Source organism: Azoarcus taiwanensis, from assembly GCF_012910885.1.
GTDB classification, from domain to species: domain Bacteria; phylum Pseudomonadota; class Gammaproteobacteria; order Burkholderiales; family Rhodocyclaceae; genus Azoarcus_F; species Azoarcus_F taiwanensis.
Window position 1 is genome coordinate 1 of the sequence record NZ_WTVM01000085.1, and the last position, 17,833, is coordinate 17,833.

The window sequence follows — 17,833 nt, forward strand, 5'->3', positions numbered from 1 at the left end:
GGCATCGATCAGGTCGCTACCGTCACATTGCGCCACTGAACACAGGGTGCGAGCACAAACATAGAGGGTTTGAATGGAGCAATATCACGGCACCACGATTCTGTCGGTCCGTCGCGGGCGGCGCGTCGCCCTGGGTGGCGACGGACAGGTCACGCTGGGTAACGTCGTCATCAAGGCGTCCGCGCGCAAGGTGCGCACCTTATACCAGGGCAAGATTCTCGCTGGCTTCGCCGGCGGCACTGCGGATGCATTCACGCTATTCGAACGCTTCGAGGCCCAGCTGGACAAACACCAGGGCAACCTGTTGCGTAGTGCCGTGGAGCTTGCCAAGGACTGGCGCACCGATCGCATGCTGCGTCGGCTGGAGGCGATGCTCGCGGTGGCTGATGCGGAGCACTCGCTCGTGATTACCGGCAATGGCGACGTGCTCGAACCCGAGCAGGGTCTGGTGGCCATTGGCAGTGGGGGTGCGTTTGCGCATTCCGCGGCTCGCGCCCTGTTGGAAAATACTGAGCTCTCTCCCGAGGATATCGTAGCCAAATCGCTTGCGATCGCGGGCGACGTCTGCATTTATACCAACCAGAATCACGTCATCGAAGTGTTGGAGGGATGACCGAATGACGCAGATGACACCGCCGGAGATCGTTTCCGAGCTCGACAAGCACATCGTCGGCCAGAGCAAGGCCAAGAAGGCGGTTGCGATCGCCTTGCGCAACCGCTGGCGCCGTGCCCAGGTGGACGAGCCGCTGCGCAGCGAGATCACGCCAAAGAACATCCTGATGATCGGCCCCACCGGCGTCGGCAAGACCGAGATCGCACGCCGCCTCGCGCGGCTGGCGAATGCGCCCTTCATCAAGGTCGAGGCGACCAAGTTCACCGAGGTCGGCTATGTCGGCCGCGACGTCGAGACCATCATCCGCGACCTGGCCGAGGTCGCCGTCAAGGACATGCGCGAGCAGGCGATGCGCACGGTGTGCGACCGTGCGATGGATGCCGCCGAAGACCGCGTGCTCGACGCCTTGTTGCCGCCGGCCCGTCCGGTGAGCTTCGACGCCGAACCGCAGCCGCAGGATTCGGCCACCCGCCAGAAATTCCGCAAGAAGCTGCGCGAGGGCGAGCTCGATGACAAGGAGATCGAGATCGAAGTGTCAGCCCAGGCGATGACCGCCGAGATTTTCGCCCCACCGGGCATGGAGGAGCTGACCCAACAAATCCAGGGCATGTTCCAGAACCTTGGCGGCGGCAAGAAGAAGCTGCGCAAGATGAAGATCCGTGAAGCCATGAAGGCGCTGGCCGACGAGGAAGCCGCGCGCATGGTCAACGACGAGGAGGTCAAGGCTGAGGCGGTCCGCTCGGTAGAGCAGAACGGCATCGTGTTTCTCGACGAGGTGGACAAGATCGCCGCGCGCTCGCATGCACAGGGCGCAGACGTCTCGCGCCAGGGCGTGCAGCGTGACTTGCTGCCGCTGGTCGAGGGTACGACGGTGTCGACCAAGTACGGCATGATCAAGACCGATCACATCCTGTTCATCGCCAGCGGCGCCTTTCACCTGTCCAAACCGAGCGATCTGATCCCCGAGCTTCAGGGCCGCTTCCCGATCCGGGTCGAGCTCGAGAACCTCTCGGTCGAGGACTTCGAACGCATCCTGACCCAGACCGACGCCTGCCTGACACGCCAGTACCAGGCCTTGCTCGCCACCGACGGTGTGCGTCTGGACTTCACCGACGAGGGCATCCGCCGGCTCGCCGAGATCGCCTTCCAGGTCAACGAGAAAACCGAGAACATCGGTGCCCGGCGCCTGTACACGGTGATGGAGAAGCTGCTCGAGGAGGTGTCCTTCGACGCGGGCAAGGCCGGCTTCGACGCGGTCCATGTCGACCGCACGTATGTCGACTCACGCCTCGAAACACTCGCTCAGCGGGAGGATCTTGCCCGTTACGTGCTCTGACGGACAGCTTCGGCCGGCATGCTGATCCGCATTGTCTCGATTCTTTTTCCGCTGTTCGCGATAACGGCGCTGGGTTACTTCGTCGGCAAGAAGATGAAGCCGGACCTGTCGCACGCGAACAAGCTCAACATGGATGTGTTCGTGCCGGCACTGGTGTTCGCCGCACTGGTGAACAAGGAGTTCCGGATCACCGAGTTCATCCCTTTGTCGCTGGCGACCCTGGTCGTCGTCATCGGTTCGGGACTGGCGGCCTGGGGTCTCTCGAGGCTGACCGGCATCGGTACCCGCACCATGGTGCCGCCGATGATGTTCAACAACTGTGGCAACCTTGGCCTGCCGCTGGCGGTGCTCGCCTTCGGCGAACTCGCGTTGGCACCCGCGGTGGTGATGTTCATGGTGTCCAACCTGCTGCACTTCTCCTACGGCGCCTGGCTGCTCGACCACCGGGTCAAGGTATGGACCGTGTGGAAGGTGCCGTCGGTGATCGCGACCCTCGCGGGCCTGGCAATCGGCATCGCCGGAGTGCAGATCTGGCCGCCGCTGATGATCTCGATTCGCATGCTGGGCGAGATCTCGATCCCGTTGATGCTGTTCGCACTCGGCGTGCGCTTGACCGACTCGCGCATCACGTCGGTCGGTATCGGGGTGTTCGTTGCGGCTGCGCGCCCGATTGTCGGCATGTTGCTCGCGATGGCGGTGATGCTGTTCATCGACCTGCCGCCGCAGGAGCAGGCGTTGTTGCTGGTGTTCGGCGCGCTGCCGCCGGCGGTGCTCAACTACATCTTCGCCGAGCGCTACAACCAGGATCCCGAAACCGTCGCCTCGATGGTGTTGATCGGCAACGTTGCGGCATTGCTCTTCCTCCCTGTGGCGCTGGCGATTTCGCTGCCGTGATGCGGACTGGTGCCAGCGGTCGAGGTAGACTGGGCCGGTGGCAATCGCTGTAGGAGGATCGGCATGACTGAACGGGTTTTCGAACAGGATGCTTACGCGCAGTTGTGTGACGCGATCGTCGTCGCCTGTGACGAGAACGGTGTGATTCTGGACCGGACCGTCTTCTATCCGCTCGGTGGCGGCCAGCCCGGCGATCATGGCCAGCTCGTTCTCGCCGATGGCGCTCGCATTACAGTCGTGGATACCATCAAGGGCAATGGGGGCACCATCGTCCATCGTGTCGAAGGCGATACCGGTGCGCTCGCACGCGGCACCCGGGTGACCGCTGCGATCGACTGGCCTCGCCGCTATACCCACATGCGCTATCACACCTGTCTGCACCTGCTGTGTGCAGTGGTAGCTGCGCCGGTTACCGGCGGGCGCATGGGCGCGGACAAGGCGCATCTGGATTTCGACATTGACATGGACAGGCTTGACGCCGCCGATATAGAGAGCCGTCTGAATGCATTGATTGCGCGTGATGATGCGGTGGAACCCGGCGAGATCAGCGAGGCTGAGCTGGATGCCAATCCCGGCCTGGTCAAGACCATGTCGGTGCAACCTCCGCGCGGACAGGGTACGGTGCGCACCATGCGTATCGCTGACGTGGATCTGCAGCCCTGTGGCGGTACGCACCTTAAGCGCACGGGCGAGATCGGACGGGTGCGGGTCACGAAGATCCGTTCCGAGGGCAAACGCAACAAACGGGTGACCATCGTTCTCGATGCGCCCGATGAACCGGCGGACTCGGAGTGAAGCTCTTCCTGCGCTGCCTCGACATCTTCGAGGCCCAACACAAGGCCAACCTGCTGCGCTCGGCCGGCATCCGCGTCGAAGTGCGCAACACTTTCCTTTCTGGGGCGGTGGGGGACATCCCCTTTATCGAGGCCGGACCACAGATCTGGATCGACGAGCGGGAGAGCGCTGAAATGGCCCGGACCATCATCCGCGAGGCGGAGCAGGCTCCGCCAGGCCCGGAGTGGGTTTGCGAATGCTGTGGCGAGGCGATCGAGGGTCAGTTTGCGCAGTGCTGGAACTGCGGGTCAGCAAGGCCGTTCGAGTCTTGAACTTCGGTTCACCCGGGCCCGCTCAGAACGCGTTCTCGACCGCCATCTGACCGGTCTTTTCACGTCGCGCGAGGGCGAAGCCCCGTTCCTTCAGGGTCGAGCGGGTGTCGCGCACCATGTCGGGGTTGCCACAGATCATGATCCGCGAGTGGTCGGTGTCGAGCTGGATCCCCGCAGCAGCTTCAAGCCTGCCGTCGCGGATCAGGGCCGGAATTCGGGCGTTCAGTGCGCTTGCTACTGCCTCTCGGGTTACCGTCGGCACGTGACGGAGGCGCCGCGCCTGTTCGCCGATCAAGGGATGAACGGTCAAGGCCCGCATTTCCTCGAGGTAAGTCAGCTCCGCGGCAGTACGCACGCTATGCACGACGACGATGTTCTCGTAGTCCGACCAGGTCGCCGGATCCTGGAGAATGGACAGGAACGGGGCCAAACCTGTGCCGGTCGCGAGCAACCAAAGATCGCGGGCTGGACGGAAGCGGTCGGTGGTCAGAAAACCGAAAGCGGTCTTGTCGACCAGGACTTGGTCACCGACCTCCAATTCTGCGAGCATCGGGGTGAACTCGCCGCCGGGCACGACGATGGAGAAGAACTCCAGATGCTCATCATAGGGCGCTGAAACCATCGAATACGCTCGCCACACCGTGGTGCCGTCGGCCTTGCGCAGACCGAGGCGGGCGAACTGGCCGGGAACGAAGCGAAAACCCCGGTGGCGGGTAGTACGGAAGGAGAACAGTCCGTCAGTCCACCGACGTTTGTCGGTGAGGGTTTCGACAGTGTACTTGTCCTGATTGGCGTCCATGCAGATCTCCCTGGGGTGTGACGCCAAAGTTGACTAAAACAGTCAGGTAAAGTTCTCGGCGTTCTAAGAGCTGCCACCGGCCGGTGGTGTGCCGCCGGCCTTGCTCATCAACATGTTGACGATGTCCACCGGCACCGGGAAGACGAGGGTCGACGTCTTGTCACCGGCCACCTGGGTCAGGGTCTGCAAATAGCGCAACTGCATCGCCGCCGGCTGACGCGACAGCATCTCGGCAGCCTGCATCAGGGTTTCCGCGGCCTGCTTTTCGCCTTCGGCGTGGATGACCTTGGCGCGCCGCTCGCGCTCGGCCTCAGCCTGGCGGGCGATCGCGCGGATCATGGTTTCGTTGAGGTCGATGTGCTTGATCTCGACGTTGGTCACCTTGATGCCCCAGGCGTCGGTCTGCGCATCTAGTATTTGCTGGACGTCGAGGTTGAGTTTCTCGCGCTCAGCCAGCATTTCGTCGAGCTCGTGCTTGCCGAGCACCGCGCGCAATGTGGTCTGTGCGAGCTGGCTGGTGGCGTCGAAGTAGTTCTCCACCTGGATGATGGCGCGCTCCGGATCCACCACCCGGAAGTACAGCACCGCATTGACCTTGACCGACACGTTGTCACGCGAGATCACATCCTGGCTTGGGACGTCCATGGTCACGACCCGCAGGTCCACCCGAACCATTTGCTGCAGCCCCGGGATGACGAAGATCAGGCCGGGTCCCTTCACCTTCCAGAAGCGGCCGAGCATGAAGATCACGCCGCGCTCGTACTCGCGGAGGATTCGGATCGCGCTGACGAACAGCGCGAATAACAGGATGATGACGGTGCCGAGACCGATGTTGAAATCCGGGATCATGTTGTACTCCCTGTTGCTGTGTGCAGTGCTTCGGCCATCGGCTCCACTTTGAGCACCAGGCCGTCCATGGCGGTCACCCGCACGTGCTGACCGGGTTGCAGAGCGCTGTCGCAGTCGACCCGCCAGTTCTCGCCGTGCAGATGCGCGTAGGCGCCACCGGCGCCGACGTTGATGATCACCCCCTCGGCGCCGATCAGCTCCTCGCGTCCGCTGACTACGCGCCGCTTGCGTGCACGCATCGCAAAGCCACCGATCGCGACCAGGGTCAGCGCGCTGAAGACTGCAAGTGCGACCAGAAACGCGATCGGCACACCGAAGCCGGGAATGCCGCTATCCATGAGGAACAGCCCGCCGACGATGAAGGCGACGACCCCGCCTATGCCCAGTACCCCGAAGCTGGGGAGGAAGGCTTCTGCCAGCATGAGAATCGCACCCAGCGCGATCAGTGCCACGCCGGCCCAGTTCACCGGCAAGAGCTGGAAGGCATACATCGCGATCAGGATGCAGATCAGGCCAGCCACGCCGGGTACGCCGAAGCCCGGGCTGGTGAACTCGAAGAACAGGCCGTAGATCCCGATCATCATCAGGATCAGCGCAATCTGCGGGTTGGAGATCACCGACAGGAACTGGTTACGCCAGTCCGGCGTGATGCGTTCGATATCGGCTTCTGCAGTGGCCAGCGTGACGACATTGCCGGAGTCCAGACGTATTTCACGCCCGTCAAGTTGCTCGAGCAGGTCAGTGAGGCTGATTGCGATGACGTCGATGACACCGGCCTCCAGCGCTTCGCTGGCTGACAGGCTGGCGGCTTCGCGCACCGCTCGCTCGGCAAAGTCCGCGTCGCGACCGCGCAATTGCGCGAGGCTGCGGATATATGCGGCGGCATCGCTGGTTGCCTTCTCCATGACCCCGGCCGCGCTTGGGGGCGTAGCCGGTCGTGCCGCCGGTTTGTCGGCTTCAGCGGACTCGTCTGCCGCCTCGTCGCCTGCCTCTGGCGCCGCTGTTGGTGTTTCTGTTTCACCGCCTCCGCCGCCTCCACCCGGTCGCGGCGCGCCGGCCGGGCCCGGCGGGCCGCCGATCGCCACCGGTGAAGCGGCACCAAGGTTTGTCGCGGGTGCCATTGCGGCGATATGGCTCGCGTAGAGGATGAAGGTGCCCGCGCTCGCAGCTCGCGCACCCTCGGGGCTGACGTAGGTCGCGACCGGGATCGGCGAGGCGAGAATGTGTTTGATGATCGCCCGCATCGAGGTGTCGAGCCCGCCGGGGGTGTCCATCTCGATAATGATCAGGCCGGCGTTGCGCTCGGCAGCGATCGCAAAGCCACGGGTAATGAAATCCGAGGTCGCCGGGCCGATCGCGCCGTCGACCCGCAGTGTGACTACGGTGCCCGATTGCGGTGGTGGTTCGGCGACCGACAAGCTCAGCAGAACCATCCCGCCGAGTAGCAGCAATACCGATAACGCACGTCTGACAATGACCGGCAAGCTCGTTTCCTCCAGTCCGTCCAGCATACCCGTCCATACTACATCTTGATTGATATGAGTGGTGACTCTCTGCCTTGTTCCCCGACTCGTGAAACTGTGTCACCGCCCTTGCCTGGCGCGGGTGCGGTTGATACGCTCGAGTTCGTCTCATGACGATGACCCGGGAATAAGCGAATGAAAACCGTATTGCGCAGCTTGGCCATTGTGTTCGGGCTGATTCTTCTCGTCGTCGGGCTCGGTGCGGCCTATCTCGCACTGGTGTTCGATCCCAATACGTATCGTGATCGGCTTGCGGCGGAGGTCGAGCGGCAGACCGGGCGCGAGCTGGTGATCGGCGGCGACATCGGCCTGTCCCTGTTCCCCTGGCTTGGCGTCGAGCTGGCCGAGGTCTCGCTGGGCGACGCCCCCGGCTTTGGGGACACGCCTTTCGTTCGTGTCGGACAAGTGCAGGCGAGAGCGCGGATCTTGCCCTTGCTGCGGGGAGAGGTCGATGTCGACCGGGTTGTACTCGAAGGGCTCGAACTCAAGCTGGCGCGAGATGCCGAGGGACGCCCGAACTGGGCGGACTTGGTGAGTGACACCAGCGAGGACGACACGCATCGTCGCGGACGAGACGGGCTTGCTGCCGGCGCCGGGGTTTTCGCTATCGGCGGTGTAGAGGTCAGGTCGGCAAGATTGATCTGGGAGGACGCCCAGGCCGGAGTGCGACACGAGCTGAGCGGCCTTGATCTGGTCACCGATGCGATTCGGCCGGGCGTTCCGTTCGACACCGCGCTCGGTTTCGATCTTGCGCTGGACGAACCGGCGCTCCGCGGTCGGTTCGATCTCGCGGGCAGGTTGACCGTCTGGCCGGACCGCGAGCGGCTGCAGGTCGCGGGCCTGGACATCCGGTTCGATGGCGCAGGTGATAGCTTGCCCGGGGGGCGCAAGCAGCTCGCGCTGAGGAGCGATGTGGCGCTCGATCTGGCTTCCGACTCGCTCGCCCTGTCCGGACTCGTGCTCGAGGTGCTGGGGCTGAGACTCGAGGGTAGCCTGAACGGCAAGGATCTCTCCGCGAACCCGTCGGTGTCGGGTCGGCTTTCGGCTCCCCGATTTGACCCGAAGGCGGTGATTCGTGCGCTGGGTGAAGCCGCCCCGGTGACATCGGACGCATCCGCGCTGACGAGTGCCGGCCTGAGTCTGGCCCTCGAAGCGTCATCACAAAGCCTCATGCTGCATGACATCGACCTGCAACTGGATGATAGCCGCCTGCGTGGCGAGGCCGGTCTCGTCGACCTGTCGAAACAGTCCGTGCGTTTCGACCTTGCGCTCGACGCCATTGATCTCGATCGCTACCTTCCGCCCGATGCGCCCGAGGGCGCCGCGACGCCAGGCGCCGCTGCTGGCGCCGCTGCAAGCGGGGCGGCGCCGGAGGCCTTGAGGGCGCTGGACATGCAAGGACGTCTCCGCATCGGGCGGCTGGTGGCCAGCGGACTGACGGTGTCGGAGATCGAGATCAACACCCGGGCCGAGGGAGGGCTGATACGACTTGCGCCGATGTCGGCCGCGCTCTACGGAGGGCGGTATGCTGGCAATGTTCAGCTCGATGCGCGCAGAACGCCGTTGCGCATCACGATGGATGAGTCCCTGTCTGGCGTGCAGATCGGCAGCCTGTTGCGTGATCTGACCGGTGCCGAGGAGCGGCTCACCGGGCGTGGCGACCTGCGGGCGCGACTGCAGGCCGATGGCACGACGGAACAGGAGGTGCGCCGAACCTTGAACGGCAACGCCGAATTCCGTTTCTCCGACGGCGCAGTCAAAGGCGTGAACGTGGCGCAGTACCTTCGCGAAGCCGCCGCTCGTTTGCGTGGTCAACCGGTGCCGGCCGAGTCCGGTCCGAATCAGACCGATTTCACCGAACTCAGTGGCACTGTGCGTATTGCATCGGGCGTGGCGCGCAATGACGACCTCGCGATGCGCTCGCCGCTACTGCGGGTGAGTGGTGACGGCAGCGCCAACCTGGTGAGCGAGCAGATCGACTACCGCATCCGTGCCAGCCTGGTCGGCTCGCTTGAAGGGCAGGGTGGGGCAGACCGCGATGCCTTGCGCGGCGTCACGGTGCCGATTCGCGTTGGCGGCAGTTTCGATCGCCCGACCTATGCGCTGGACGTCGAAACCCTAATCGCCGAAAACCTCTCCGCTCGCGCCCGGGAGCGGATCGAAGAGCGGGTGCTCGAGCGTGCGCCACAGGAGTTGCAGCAAGAGCTGCGTCGGGGCCTGCGAGGCTTGTTGCGGTAAGCGGTGCGTTTCGCCTTCGGTTCAACACACCCTATGCAGGGCGCCGATCACGACATCATAGGGTGTGTCGAGCGAAGCGAAACACACCGAAGAACCAGTCAGGCAGCGGCCTCTTCCGGCAGGGCGACCTTGTTGTCCTTGCTGAACTGGTAGTCGTGGAACACGTGCTCGGCGCTCAGGATCTGGTAGCTGCCGTCCGGGTTGCGGCGCGTGGTGTCCTTGAGCCGGTAGGTGTAGTGACCACAGGTCCAGCAGTCGAAGTTGCGCATGTGGGTGCACAGACAGGTTTTGTCCATCACCTTGAGGCGCTTCGCGTCCGGGTGAAGCGCGAGTTCGCGGTTATAGGCGTTGATGTACGCACAGTTGCCGCTGGAGTCGAGCAGATAACCGTAGGCCTCGCAGTTCGGCCTAATGCCCGCGCCGATCGCCGGGCTGCTCTTGAGCATGCGCATCGGGTAGCCGGTGGGCGAGATGGTGTTGACTTCAATCTCTTCTTCGCTGGCGGCGAAATAGTGCTGTTGAACGTCAGCCGGAAGCCCGCATTCCTGGGTGACAGTGAAACGTGTAGCGACCTGGACTGCCGCTGCGCCGTTCTCGAGGAAGGAAACCGCGTCCGAGCCGGTGAATACACCGCCTGCCGCGATCAAGGGGATGTCGAGCTGTTCGGCCTTCAGCCAGGCTTGGATCTCGGCGGTAATGGTGGCCAGATCGTACTCTGCCCAGTCCATGCCGAAACCGAGGTGTCCGCCGGCGAGCGGACCTTCCACGACGACGAAGTCTGGTAGCCGTCCGGTGCGTGAAGATTTCTTGAGGAACAACTGCAGCGCTCGCAGGGACGAGACGATGATGCCGAGCTTGGCGTCACGGAAGCGGGGGTGATCCTCGATCAGGGCGAACGAGCCCAAATGCAGTCCGGCCGCGAGCGTGATGCCGTCGATGCCGGCGTCGAGTGCGGCGCGCAGCCGTGCCCGAAGGGTTTCCTTCGGGCTGTTCATCGTCAGCTTCTCCATGCAGTTGATGAAAATGAGCCCGTCGCCGCGTTTGCGCTCCATCGTTCGGCGCACATGGGTGTCGGTTGCCTCGGCGATCAGTCCGAGGTCGAACTGCACCTCCGACTTGTCGGCGTTGGCGACGTTGTATTTGTACTGCTTGAGCTTGTCGCGGACGTACTTGGTGTCGTAGCGGCGATCACTGACGGTGGGCAGCATTGCGTCGGAAATGTGCCCGATGCCGCCGAGTCGGGCAGCTTCGAGCGACAGGTCGGCGGTCGAGATGTCGACCCCCATGCCGCCGATCATGATCGGGACGTATTCTCGGTTACCGAATCTCAGGCGGAAGTCATCGACGCATTTCATGGCTGCTGTGTGTCCTTGGGGCGTATCGGCCTACTGCTCTGGGCCCGTTCGACGAAACACTCTGATTCAACCATAGCCGCTCTCACCAACACAACCGCGCTGGCACTGCGGTTTTGGCATCTGGTCAGTGATGTTTCGTCGTTGCCCGAAAAAACAGCCTTTTTAACACGAAAACGTCGACAACGTGACCCATATCCTGCGCAATTTCCTCCTTTGTTGAGCGAGGTCAGCTCTGTCAGCGGATCATTCCCGCAGCCACGGTGTTGTTGGTGCTCTCATCGATCAGGATGAATGCACCGGTCGCGCGGTTGGCGCGGTAGGCGTCGGCGAAGACCGGCTGCGCGAGTTTGAGCGAGACCCGAGCGATGTCGTTCATTTCGAGCGTGGCACACTGCGCGTGCTCGAGCGTGTTGAGGTCGAGCCGGTGCTCGATCAGCGAAACCTTCGCCCGCACTTCGCGCGTGGTGTGACGCAGGATGTAGGTACGAGCCGGCGCCAGCGGCGTTTCGGACAACCAGCATACCGTCGCCTCGAGTTGCTTGAGCACACGGGGAGCCTCTTCCTGCTTGACGATCATGTCGCCGCGCGACACGTCGATCTCGTCCGCTAGCAACAGTGTTACCGACTCCTCATGGATTGCGCGCTCGCGCGATACCCCGCCGATTTCGATCGCGCGCACGACACTGCTGCGCCCCGACGGGAGCACGGTGACCGCATCGCCCACCGAGATCTCGCCGGACTCCACCCGACCCATGAAGCCGCGATAGTCGTGCAGCTCCGGGTTCGCGGAGTCGCGCGGCCGGCATACGTATTGCACCGGAAAGCGGAAATCTTCGGGCCGCTCGGTGTGGGCCGCCGGCGCTTTCTCGAGCATCTCCAGCAGGGTCGGGCCGGCATACCAGCCGAGGCGCTCACCACGATCGACCACCATGTCGCCGTTGAGCGCGGACATGGGCACGAAGCGTACGTCGCTGATACCGAGCTTGTCGGCGAAAGCGACGTAGTCCGCGCGGATCTTCTCGAACACCTTCTGATCGTAATCGACGAGGTCCATCTTGTTCACCGCGACGACCAGATGCGGGATGCCGACCAGGTGCGCGATGAGCGAGTGGCGTCGGGTCTGGGTCTGTACGCCGCGGCGGGCGTCGACGAGGATGATGGCCAGGTTGGCGGTGGATGCCGCGGTGACCATGTTGCGGGTGTACTGCTCGTGGCCCGGCGCGTCGGCGATGATGTACTTGCGCGTACCGGTCGAGAAGTAGCGGTAGGCGACGTCGATGGTGATGCCTTGCTCGCGTTCGGCCTGCAGGCCGTCGGTGAGCAGGGACAGGTCCACTGCGCCCAGGCCGCGCTTTTTCGAGGTGGCTTCGATGGCGTTGAGGGTGTCAGCGAGAATCGTCTTGCTGTCGAAGAGCAGGCGACCGATCAACGTGCTCTTGCCGTCGTCCACGTTGCCGCAGGTCAGGAAGCGCAGCAGACCGTTGTCGATGCCGGGCAGGTTTTCGGGTGCGGACATGTTCATGGTTCCTGTAATGCTTTGTCTTGGATCAGTGGAGTCGCTACGGCGGCTATTCGCCGCTCACGCGGCTCCCACTGGTTGTGGATGCGTTCGTGGTCCGTGTAGGAGCGGCGTGAGCCGCGAAGGCAGCGCTGGCCTATGGCAACCGCGTTGCCGGTTGCGTTGTCCATTTCGCGGCTTACGCCGCTCCCACAGGTGATGGACGCGCACTGGCACAGCGGTGGCCGATGCTTGTGGGAGCGGCGTGAGCCGCGAATCCCGGTGGCTGGCATCAGAAATACCCTTCCTTCTTGCGCTGCTCCATCGAGGCATCCGAGGTCTGGTCGTCGAGGCGGGTCGCGCCGCGCTCGGTGATCGTCGTGGTGGCGGTTTCGAGCAGGATCTTGGCGACGCTGTCGGCGTCCGACTCGACCGGCGCGGTGCAGGTGATGTCGCCAACCGTGCGGAAGCGCACGCGCAGGGTCTCGACCTTGTCGTCGGCTGCCGCCGGCGTCAGTTCGGTGACCGGTTGCAGCAGCGCACCCTTGCGCACCACCTCACGTTCGTGTGCGAAGTAGATGTTCGGTAGTTCCAGCTGCTCGCGCTCGATGTACTGCCATACGTCGAGTTCGGTCCAGTTGCTGATCGGGAAGGCACGGATGTTCTCGCCCTTGTGGCTGCGCGCGTTGAAGAGGTTCCACAGCTCGGGGCGCTGGTTCTTTGGATCCCACTGGCCGAATTCGTCGCGGAAGCTCATGATCCGCTCCTTGGCGCGTGCCTTCTCCTCGTCGCGGCGTGCGCCGCCAATGCAGGCGTCGAAGCCGAATTCCTCGATCGCCTCGAGCAAGGTCACTGACTGGTGCTTGTTGCGCGACTCGCCGGAGTGCTTGAGCACCACGCTGCCGCGCGCCATCGAATCTTCGACCGAGCGCACGATCAGGCGCTCGCCCAGCTCGGCGGCGCGACGATCCCGGAAGGCGATCACCTCCGGGTAGTTGTGCCCGGTGTCGATGTGCAGCAGCGGAAACGGGAAGCGGCCGGGGCGAAAGGCTTTTTCGGCCAGACGCAGCAGGCAGATCGAGTCCTTGCCACCGGAAAACAGCAGCGCGGGGTTGGCGCACTGGCCGGCGACTTCGCGCAGGATGTGGATGGCCTCGGCCTCGAGCCAATCGAGGTGGGTCAGGGTTTGTCTGGTAAGGGTCGACATGGCTATCTCGAATTTCGTTGGGTGTTCTGGCTGAAGGCGCGTAGCGCGGCGCGGATGCCGGCACGCAGGGCGGCCAGCTGAGTGGATACTCTGCGCCCGATGGGGGATTTCGGCTGATGAGTCATGCGCCGCTCCGCTTGACGTGAAGCCCGCATTCCTTGCTCTCCGGGTCTTCCCACCACCATCGGCCGGCGCGGATGTCCTCGCCGATGGCGACTGGGCGGGTGCAGGGCGCGCAGCCGATGCTGGGGTAGAAGCGGTCGTGCAGTCTGTTGTAGGGCACCTCATGCAGCCGAATGTAGGCCCAGACCTCCTTTTCGCTCCAGTCGGCGAGCGGGCTGAACTTTTCGATGCCATGCGTGGCGTCGAAATCGCGCACCGCGAGCGCCGCCCGGGTCGCGGACTGTTGCGCACGCAAACCGGTGATCCAGGCGCGCTTGCCGGCCAGTGCACGCGCCAGCGGCTCGACCTTGCGGGCGTGGCAGCAGGCCTTGCGCAGCTCGACCGAGTCATAGAAGGCGTTGATGCCATGGTTGCGCACGAACAGCTCCACGCTCTCGTGGTTCGGGTAGTAGACCTTAAGTCGTAGATCGTAGCGCTTTTGCACCTCGGCCATCAGCTCGTAGGTCTCCGCAGGCAGACGACCGGTGTCGAGCGAGAAAACCTCGATGTCGAGCTCATTGCGCACGATCATGTCAGTGAGGACCATGTCCTCGGCGCCCAGGCTGTTGGCCAGCGCGATCGCGGGAAACTCGCGGGCCGCAGCGGTCAGCAGGTCGATCGCGGCGGTGGTCTTGTCGTCCAGCGCGCGGCGCAGGTTTGCGTCGGCGAGGTCGGGGTTCATGTTCGGCGTCATCGGGATTCTCCTCGCGTCAGGCGGCGCGACGGACACGGCGGAACAGCGGGTCTGGCACGGCTGCCGAAACCTGGTAGGGCTCACTGAAATCGGCGATGCTGCCGAGCGCTGCCAGAAGCTGGGTGTCGGTGTAGCGACCCTCGGCGGGTTGCAGCGCATCGAAGCCACAGCGCACCAGATAGTTGAACTGGTCGCGCAGCACCTCGCCGATGGCACGGAGTTCGCCACGATAACCGAAGCGGCTGCGCAGCAGCGTGGCGAGCGAGTAGCCGCGTCCGTCAGCGAACTTCGGGAAATGGATCGCGATCGTCTGCAGCTGCGCGAGGTCATCCGCGAGGTCGCGTGGCTCCTGGTCGCCCGCGAGCCACACGCCGAAGCAGCCATGGGCCAGCAGCTCGTCGCGGCGCGCTTGCCAGACCGCCAGCGGCACGATCGCGCCACCCTCGGGGAGCGCGATCGTGGCGGCGGTCTCTCCCTCCTCCAGAATGACGACGGGCCGGGCGTCTTCTACGATTTGCCGGTTTCTGATGAGCTTAGGCATTGGCGACTTTCCTGTTGGGCTGGCGGTCGGCATAGACTCGGGTCTTGAAGGGCTCGATGCCGGTGCGGCGCACGGTGTCGATGAAGCGCTCGTCTTCATTGCGCTCGGCGACATAGGTTTCGATGATCTGGGTAATCACGTCCGGCATGTCGGCCGCACCGAAGGACGGGCCGATGACCTTGCCCAGCGTGGTGTTGTTACCCTGGCTGCCGCCGAGGGTGACCTGGTAGAACTCCGCGCCGTTCTTGTCGACGCCGAGAATGCCGATATGACCAACGTGGTGATGACCGCAGGCGTTCATGCAGCCCGAGATGTTGATCTCGATGCCGCCGATGTCGTGCAGGTAGTCGAGATCGTCGAAACGGGCCTGGATGGCGTTGGCGATCGGGATCGACTTGGCGTTGGCGAGGTTGCAGAAATCGCCGCCGGGGCAGGCGATGATGTCGGTGAGCAGGCCGATGTTGGGGCTGGCAAGCCCGGCTTCGCGCGCCTGTTGCCACAGGGCGTAGAGGTCGGACTGCCGCACGTCGGCGAGCACCACGTTCTGCTCATGCGTGATACGCAACTCGCCGAAGCTCCAGGCGTCCGCCCACTCGGCGATGTGTACCATCTGTTCGGCGGTGACGTCGCCGGGCGCGACTTTGGCGTGCTTGGTCGACAGTGTGACGATTGCGTAGCCGGGCTGCTTGTGGGCGCGCACATTGCGTTTCACCCACGCCGCGTAGGCCTTGCTCTCGGCGAGATGGCGGCGATGACCAAGGTCGTCCCCGGGCAGGGTCACGTAATCCGGATCGATGAAGTGCGCGGCGACGCGCTCGAGTTCGACCTCGGTCAGCGTCGACGGGCCGCCACGCAGATGCACCCACTCGGCCTCGACCTGCTCGCGGAAGGCGTCGATGCCCAGCGCCTTGACCAGGATCTTGATGCGCGCCTTGTACATGTTGTCGCGCCGGCCGAAGCGGTTATACACCCGCAGGATGGCCTCGCAGTAAGTCAGGATGTCGCGCCAGGGCACGAAGTCGGCGATCTGTTCGCCGATGATCGGAGTACGCCCCAGGCCGCCGCCGACCAGCACCCGAAAACCGGTCTCGCCGGCATCGTTGCGTACCAGCTCGAGCCCGATGTCGTGCGCCTGGATCACTGCACGGTCGTGGTCCGCGCCATTCACTGCAATCTTGAACTTGCGCGGCAGATAGGCGAACTCGGGGTGAAAAGTGCTCCACTGGCGCAGAATTTCGCACCACGGACGGGGGTCGATACGCTCGTCACCGGCGACACCGGCGAACGGGTCGGAGGTGATGTTGCGGATGCAGTTGCCCGAGGTCTGGATCGCGTGCATCTGAACGGTGGCCAGTTCGGCCAGTATCTCGGGTACATCCTCCAGCTTGGGCCAGTTGTACTGGATGTTCTGACGCGTCGTGAAGTGGCCGTAACCATGGTCATAGCGGCGGGCGATCTCGGCTAGCTTGCGAAGCTGGCGGCTCGACAGCAGGCCATAGGGGATTGCTACCCTCAGCATCGGCGCATGTCGCTGGATGTAGAGACCATTCTGCAGGCGCAGTGGGCGAAACTCGTCGTCGCTCAACTCGCCCGCCAGATAGCGCCGGGTCTGATCCCGGAACTGGGCGACGCGTTCGTCGATGATGCGCTGGTCGTAGGTGTCGTAGCGGTACATGGCAGTCTCGGTCGGGGCCGGCGGGTGATTGTCCGGCGTTGCAAGTGAAGACCCCCGGTCTCACTCGCTTTGTTGGAGTGAAGCGATGGTAGTGTTGTGATTAAGCTTGAGGAAGGCGGTTCTGGTTGGTTTAAAATAACTCGTGGTTATAAAAATCCTAAACTGACATGAACCTTCAGCAACTGCGCTACATCCACGAAGTCGTGCGCCAGAACCTCAACGTGTCGGCTGCCGCCGATGCGCTGTTCACCTCGCAGCCCGGGGTGTCCAAGCAGATCCGTCAGCTCGAGGACGAGCTTGGGGTCGAGGTTTTCGTGCGTCACGGCAAGCGTCTGGTCGGCGTCACCGAACCGGGACGCCAGGTGCTCCAGCTCGCCGAGCGCATGCTGCGCGATATGGCGAGCCTCAAGCAGGTCGGAGAGGAGTTCAGTAACGAGTCGCGCGGCAGCCTGTCGATTGCTACCACACACACCCAGGCGCGTTATGTGCTGCCCAAGGTGATCCGCGACTTCGTGGGTCGTTTCCCGGAGGTGCGGCTCTCGCTGCATCAGGGGAGCCCGCGGCAGGTCTGCGAGATGGTGCTCTCGGGCGAAGCGGACATTGCGATCGCGACCGAGGCGATCGATGAGTACGAGGAGTTGGTGATGCTCCCGTGCTACCAGTGGAACCGCTGCATCGTCGCCACGCCGCGTCACCCCATCCTGCAGGCGAGCCCGCTGACTCTCGAGGCGATTGCGCGCTATCCGCTGATCACCTACGACGACGCCTTTACCGGCCGCAGCCTGATCAACAAGGCCTTTCTCGGCCGCGGACTCAAGCCCAACGTGGTGCTCACCGCGATCGACTCGGACGTGATCAAGACCTATGTCAGCATGGATTTGGGCATCGGCATTCTCGCCCGCATGGCGTTCGACCCAGCGGCCGACCGAGAGCTTGGCATGGCTGATGCCGCCCATCTGTTCGAGTCGAGCACGACCCGAATCGGCCTGCGCCGCAACGCCTATCTGCGCGGCTACATCTACGCCTTCATCGAACTGTTTGCGCCCCACCTGACGCGGCGCAGCGTCGAAACCGCGATTGCGGGGGGTGGGGACGACTATCAGTTGTGAGCCTCGCGAGGGCAAGATGGACCCGCCGCGAGCGCGTAAGCGGCAATCGGAGCAGTGCCAGAGTACCGATGGTGGCGGGGCGCAGGTGCCGAATTCGCGCCTCACGGCGCTTATATGGACGCCTCCCGGTTTGGCAAGTGAAGTTTGCATTTTTGACGTTCCAGAGTCTGGCTGCAGTCTTATATCCGGCCTGTTTGGCAGACCCGATGTCTGCTGGCCCTGATGGAATTCGCC

At 63.7% G+C, this 17,833-nt stretch carries 16 protein-coding genes; 7 read left to right on the plus strand and 9 right to left on the minus strand.

Going from position 1 to position 17,833, the window contains the following annotated elements; translation table 11 throughout:
• The first annotated feature begins 73 nt into the window (after positions 1-73).
• The 5 genes from hslV to GPA21_RS13485 all read left to right on the plus strand — a co-directional run bounded on the left by hslV (position 74) and on the right by GPA21_RS13485 (position 3,949).
• On the plus strand, positions 74-613 hold the full coding sequence (hslV, locus tag GPA21_RS13465; protein ID WP_168988661.1) for an ATP-dependent protease subunit HslV: 540 nt from the start codon (positions 74-76) through the stop codon (positions 611-613).
• A gap of 4 nt (positions 614-617) precedes the next feature.
• Positions 618-1,949, plus strand: a complete 1,332-nt coding sequence (gene hslU, locus GPA21_RS13470) for an ATP-dependent protease ATPase subunit HslU (protein ID WP_168988662.1) — start codon at positions 618-620, stop codon at positions 1,947-1,949.
• A gap of 18 nt (positions 1,950-1,967) precedes the next feature.
• A complete protein-coding gene (locus GPA21_RS13475) occupies positions 1,968-2,843 on the plus strand; it encodes an AEC family transporter (RefSeq protein WP_168988663.1) in 876 nt (291 codons plus the stop codon).
• A 63-nt stretch (positions 2,844-2,906) separates the two neighbouring features.
• On the plus strand, positions 2,907-3,638 hold the full coding sequence (locus GPA21_RS13480) for an alanyl-tRNA editing protein (protein WP_168988664.1): 732 nt from the start codon (positions 2,907-2,909) through the stop codon (positions 3,636-3,638).
• Positions 3,635-3,949 (plus strand): putative signal transducing protein, encoded by a 315-nt coding sequence (locus tag GPA21_RS13485; RefSeq protein ID WP_168988665.1) that lies wholly within the window; start codon positions 3,635-3,637, stop codon positions 3,947-3,949. The genes GPA21_RS13480 and GPA21_RS13485 overlap by 4 nt, the downstream gene beginning before the upstream one ends.
• Positions 3,950-3,971: 22 nt before the next feature.
• Here GPA21_RS13485 and GPA21_RS13490 read toward each other — a convergent pair whose 3' ends face one another.
• The 3 genes from GPA21_RS13490 to GPA21_RS13500 all read right to left on the minus strand — a co-directional run bounded on the left by GPA21_RS13490 (position 3,972) and on the right by GPA21_RS13500 (position 7,081).
• On the minus strand, positions 3,972-4,748 hold the full coding sequence (locus tag GPA21_RS13490) for a ferredoxin--NADP reductase (protein ID WP_168988666.1): 777 nt from the start codon (positions 4,746-4,748) through the stop codon (positions 3,972-3,974).
• A gap of 63 nt (positions 4,749-4,811) precedes the next feature.
• Positions 4,812-5,597 carry a slipin family protein gene (locus GPA21_RS13495; RefSeq protein ID WP_168988667.1) on the minus strand — a complete coding sequence of 262 codons (786 nt, stop codon included), beginning with the start codon at positions 5,595-5,597 and terminating at the stop codon, positions 4,812-4,814.
• Positions 5,594-7,081, minus strand: coding sequence for an NfeD family protein (locus tag GPA21_RS13500; RefSeq protein ID WP_339379905.1), 1,488 nt, complete (start codon positions 7,079-7,081; stop codon positions 5,594-5,596). Before GPA21_RS13500 ends, GPA21_RS13495 begins: the two co-directional genes overlap by 4 nt.
• 174 nt (positions 7,082-7,255) lie before the next feature.
• Here GPA21_RS13500 and GPA21_RS13505 point away from each other — a divergent pair, with 174 nt between their 5' ends.
• On the plus strand, positions 7,256-9,358 hold the full coding sequence (locus tag GPA21_RS13505; RefSeq protein ID WP_168988668.1) for an AsmA family protein: 2,103 nt from the start codon (positions 7,256-7,258) through the stop codon (positions 9,356-9,358).
• A 98-nt stretch (positions 9,359-9,456) separates the two neighbouring features.
• Here the strand turns inward: GPA21_RS13505 and GPA21_RS13510 are convergent, their stop codons facing one another.
• The 6 genes from GPA21_RS13510 to GPA21_RS13535 all read right to left on the minus strand — a co-directional run bounded on the left by GPA21_RS13510 (position 9,457) and on the right by GPA21_RS13535 (position 16,490).
• Positions 9,457-10,713, minus strand: coding sequence for a nitronate monooxygenase (locus GPA21_RS13510; RefSeq protein WP_168988669.1), 1,257 nt, complete (start codon positions 10,711-10,713; stop codon positions 9,457-9,459).
• Positions 10,714-10,948: 235 nt separating this feature from the next.
• Positions 10,949-12,229 (minus strand): sulfate adenylyltransferase subunit CysN, encoded by a 1,281-nt coding sequence (gene cysN / locus GPA21_RS13515; protein WP_168988670.1) that lies wholly within the window; start codon positions 12,227-12,229, stop codon positions 10,949-10,951.
• A 274-nt stretch (positions 12,230-12,503) separates the two neighbouring features.
• Positions 12,504-13,418 carry a sulfate adenylyltransferase subunit CysD gene (cysD, locus tag GPA21_RS13520; RefSeq protein WP_168988671.1) on the minus strand — a complete coding sequence of 305 codons (915 nt, stop codon included), beginning with the start codon at positions 13,416-13,418 and terminating at the stop codon, positions 12,504-12,506.
• A gap of 121 nt (positions 13,419-13,539) precedes the next feature.
• Positions 13,540-14,274: a phosphoadenylyl-sulfate reductase gene (locus tag GPA21_RS13525; protein ID WP_168988672.1), complete on the minus strand. Its 735-nt coding sequence runs from the start codon at positions 14,272-14,274 to the stop codon at positions 13,540-13,542.
• Positions 14,275-14,290: 16 nt separating this feature from the next.
• Positions 14,291-14,815 (minus strand): DUF934 domain-containing protein, encoded by a 525-nt coding sequence (locus tag GPA21_RS13530; protein WP_168988673.1) that lies wholly within the window; start codon positions 14,813-14,815, stop codon positions 14,291-14,293.
• A complete protein-coding gene (locus GPA21_RS13535; RefSeq protein WP_168988674.1) occupies positions 14,808-16,490 on the minus strand; it encodes a nitrite/sulfite reductase in 1,683 nt (560 codons plus the stop codon). The genes GPA21_RS13530 and GPA21_RS13535 overlap by 8 nt, the downstream gene beginning before the upstream one ends.
• 167 nt (positions 16,491-16,657) lie before the next feature.
• Here GPA21_RS13535 and cysB point away from each other — a divergent pair, with 167 nt between their 5' ends.
• Entirely contained in the window at positions 16,658-17,599 is a 942-nt protein-coding gene (gene cysB / locus GPA21_RS13540) for an HTH-type transcriptional regulator CysB (RefSeq protein ID WP_168988675.1), read from the plus strand.
• Positions 17,600-17,833 lie beyond the last annotated feature (234 nt).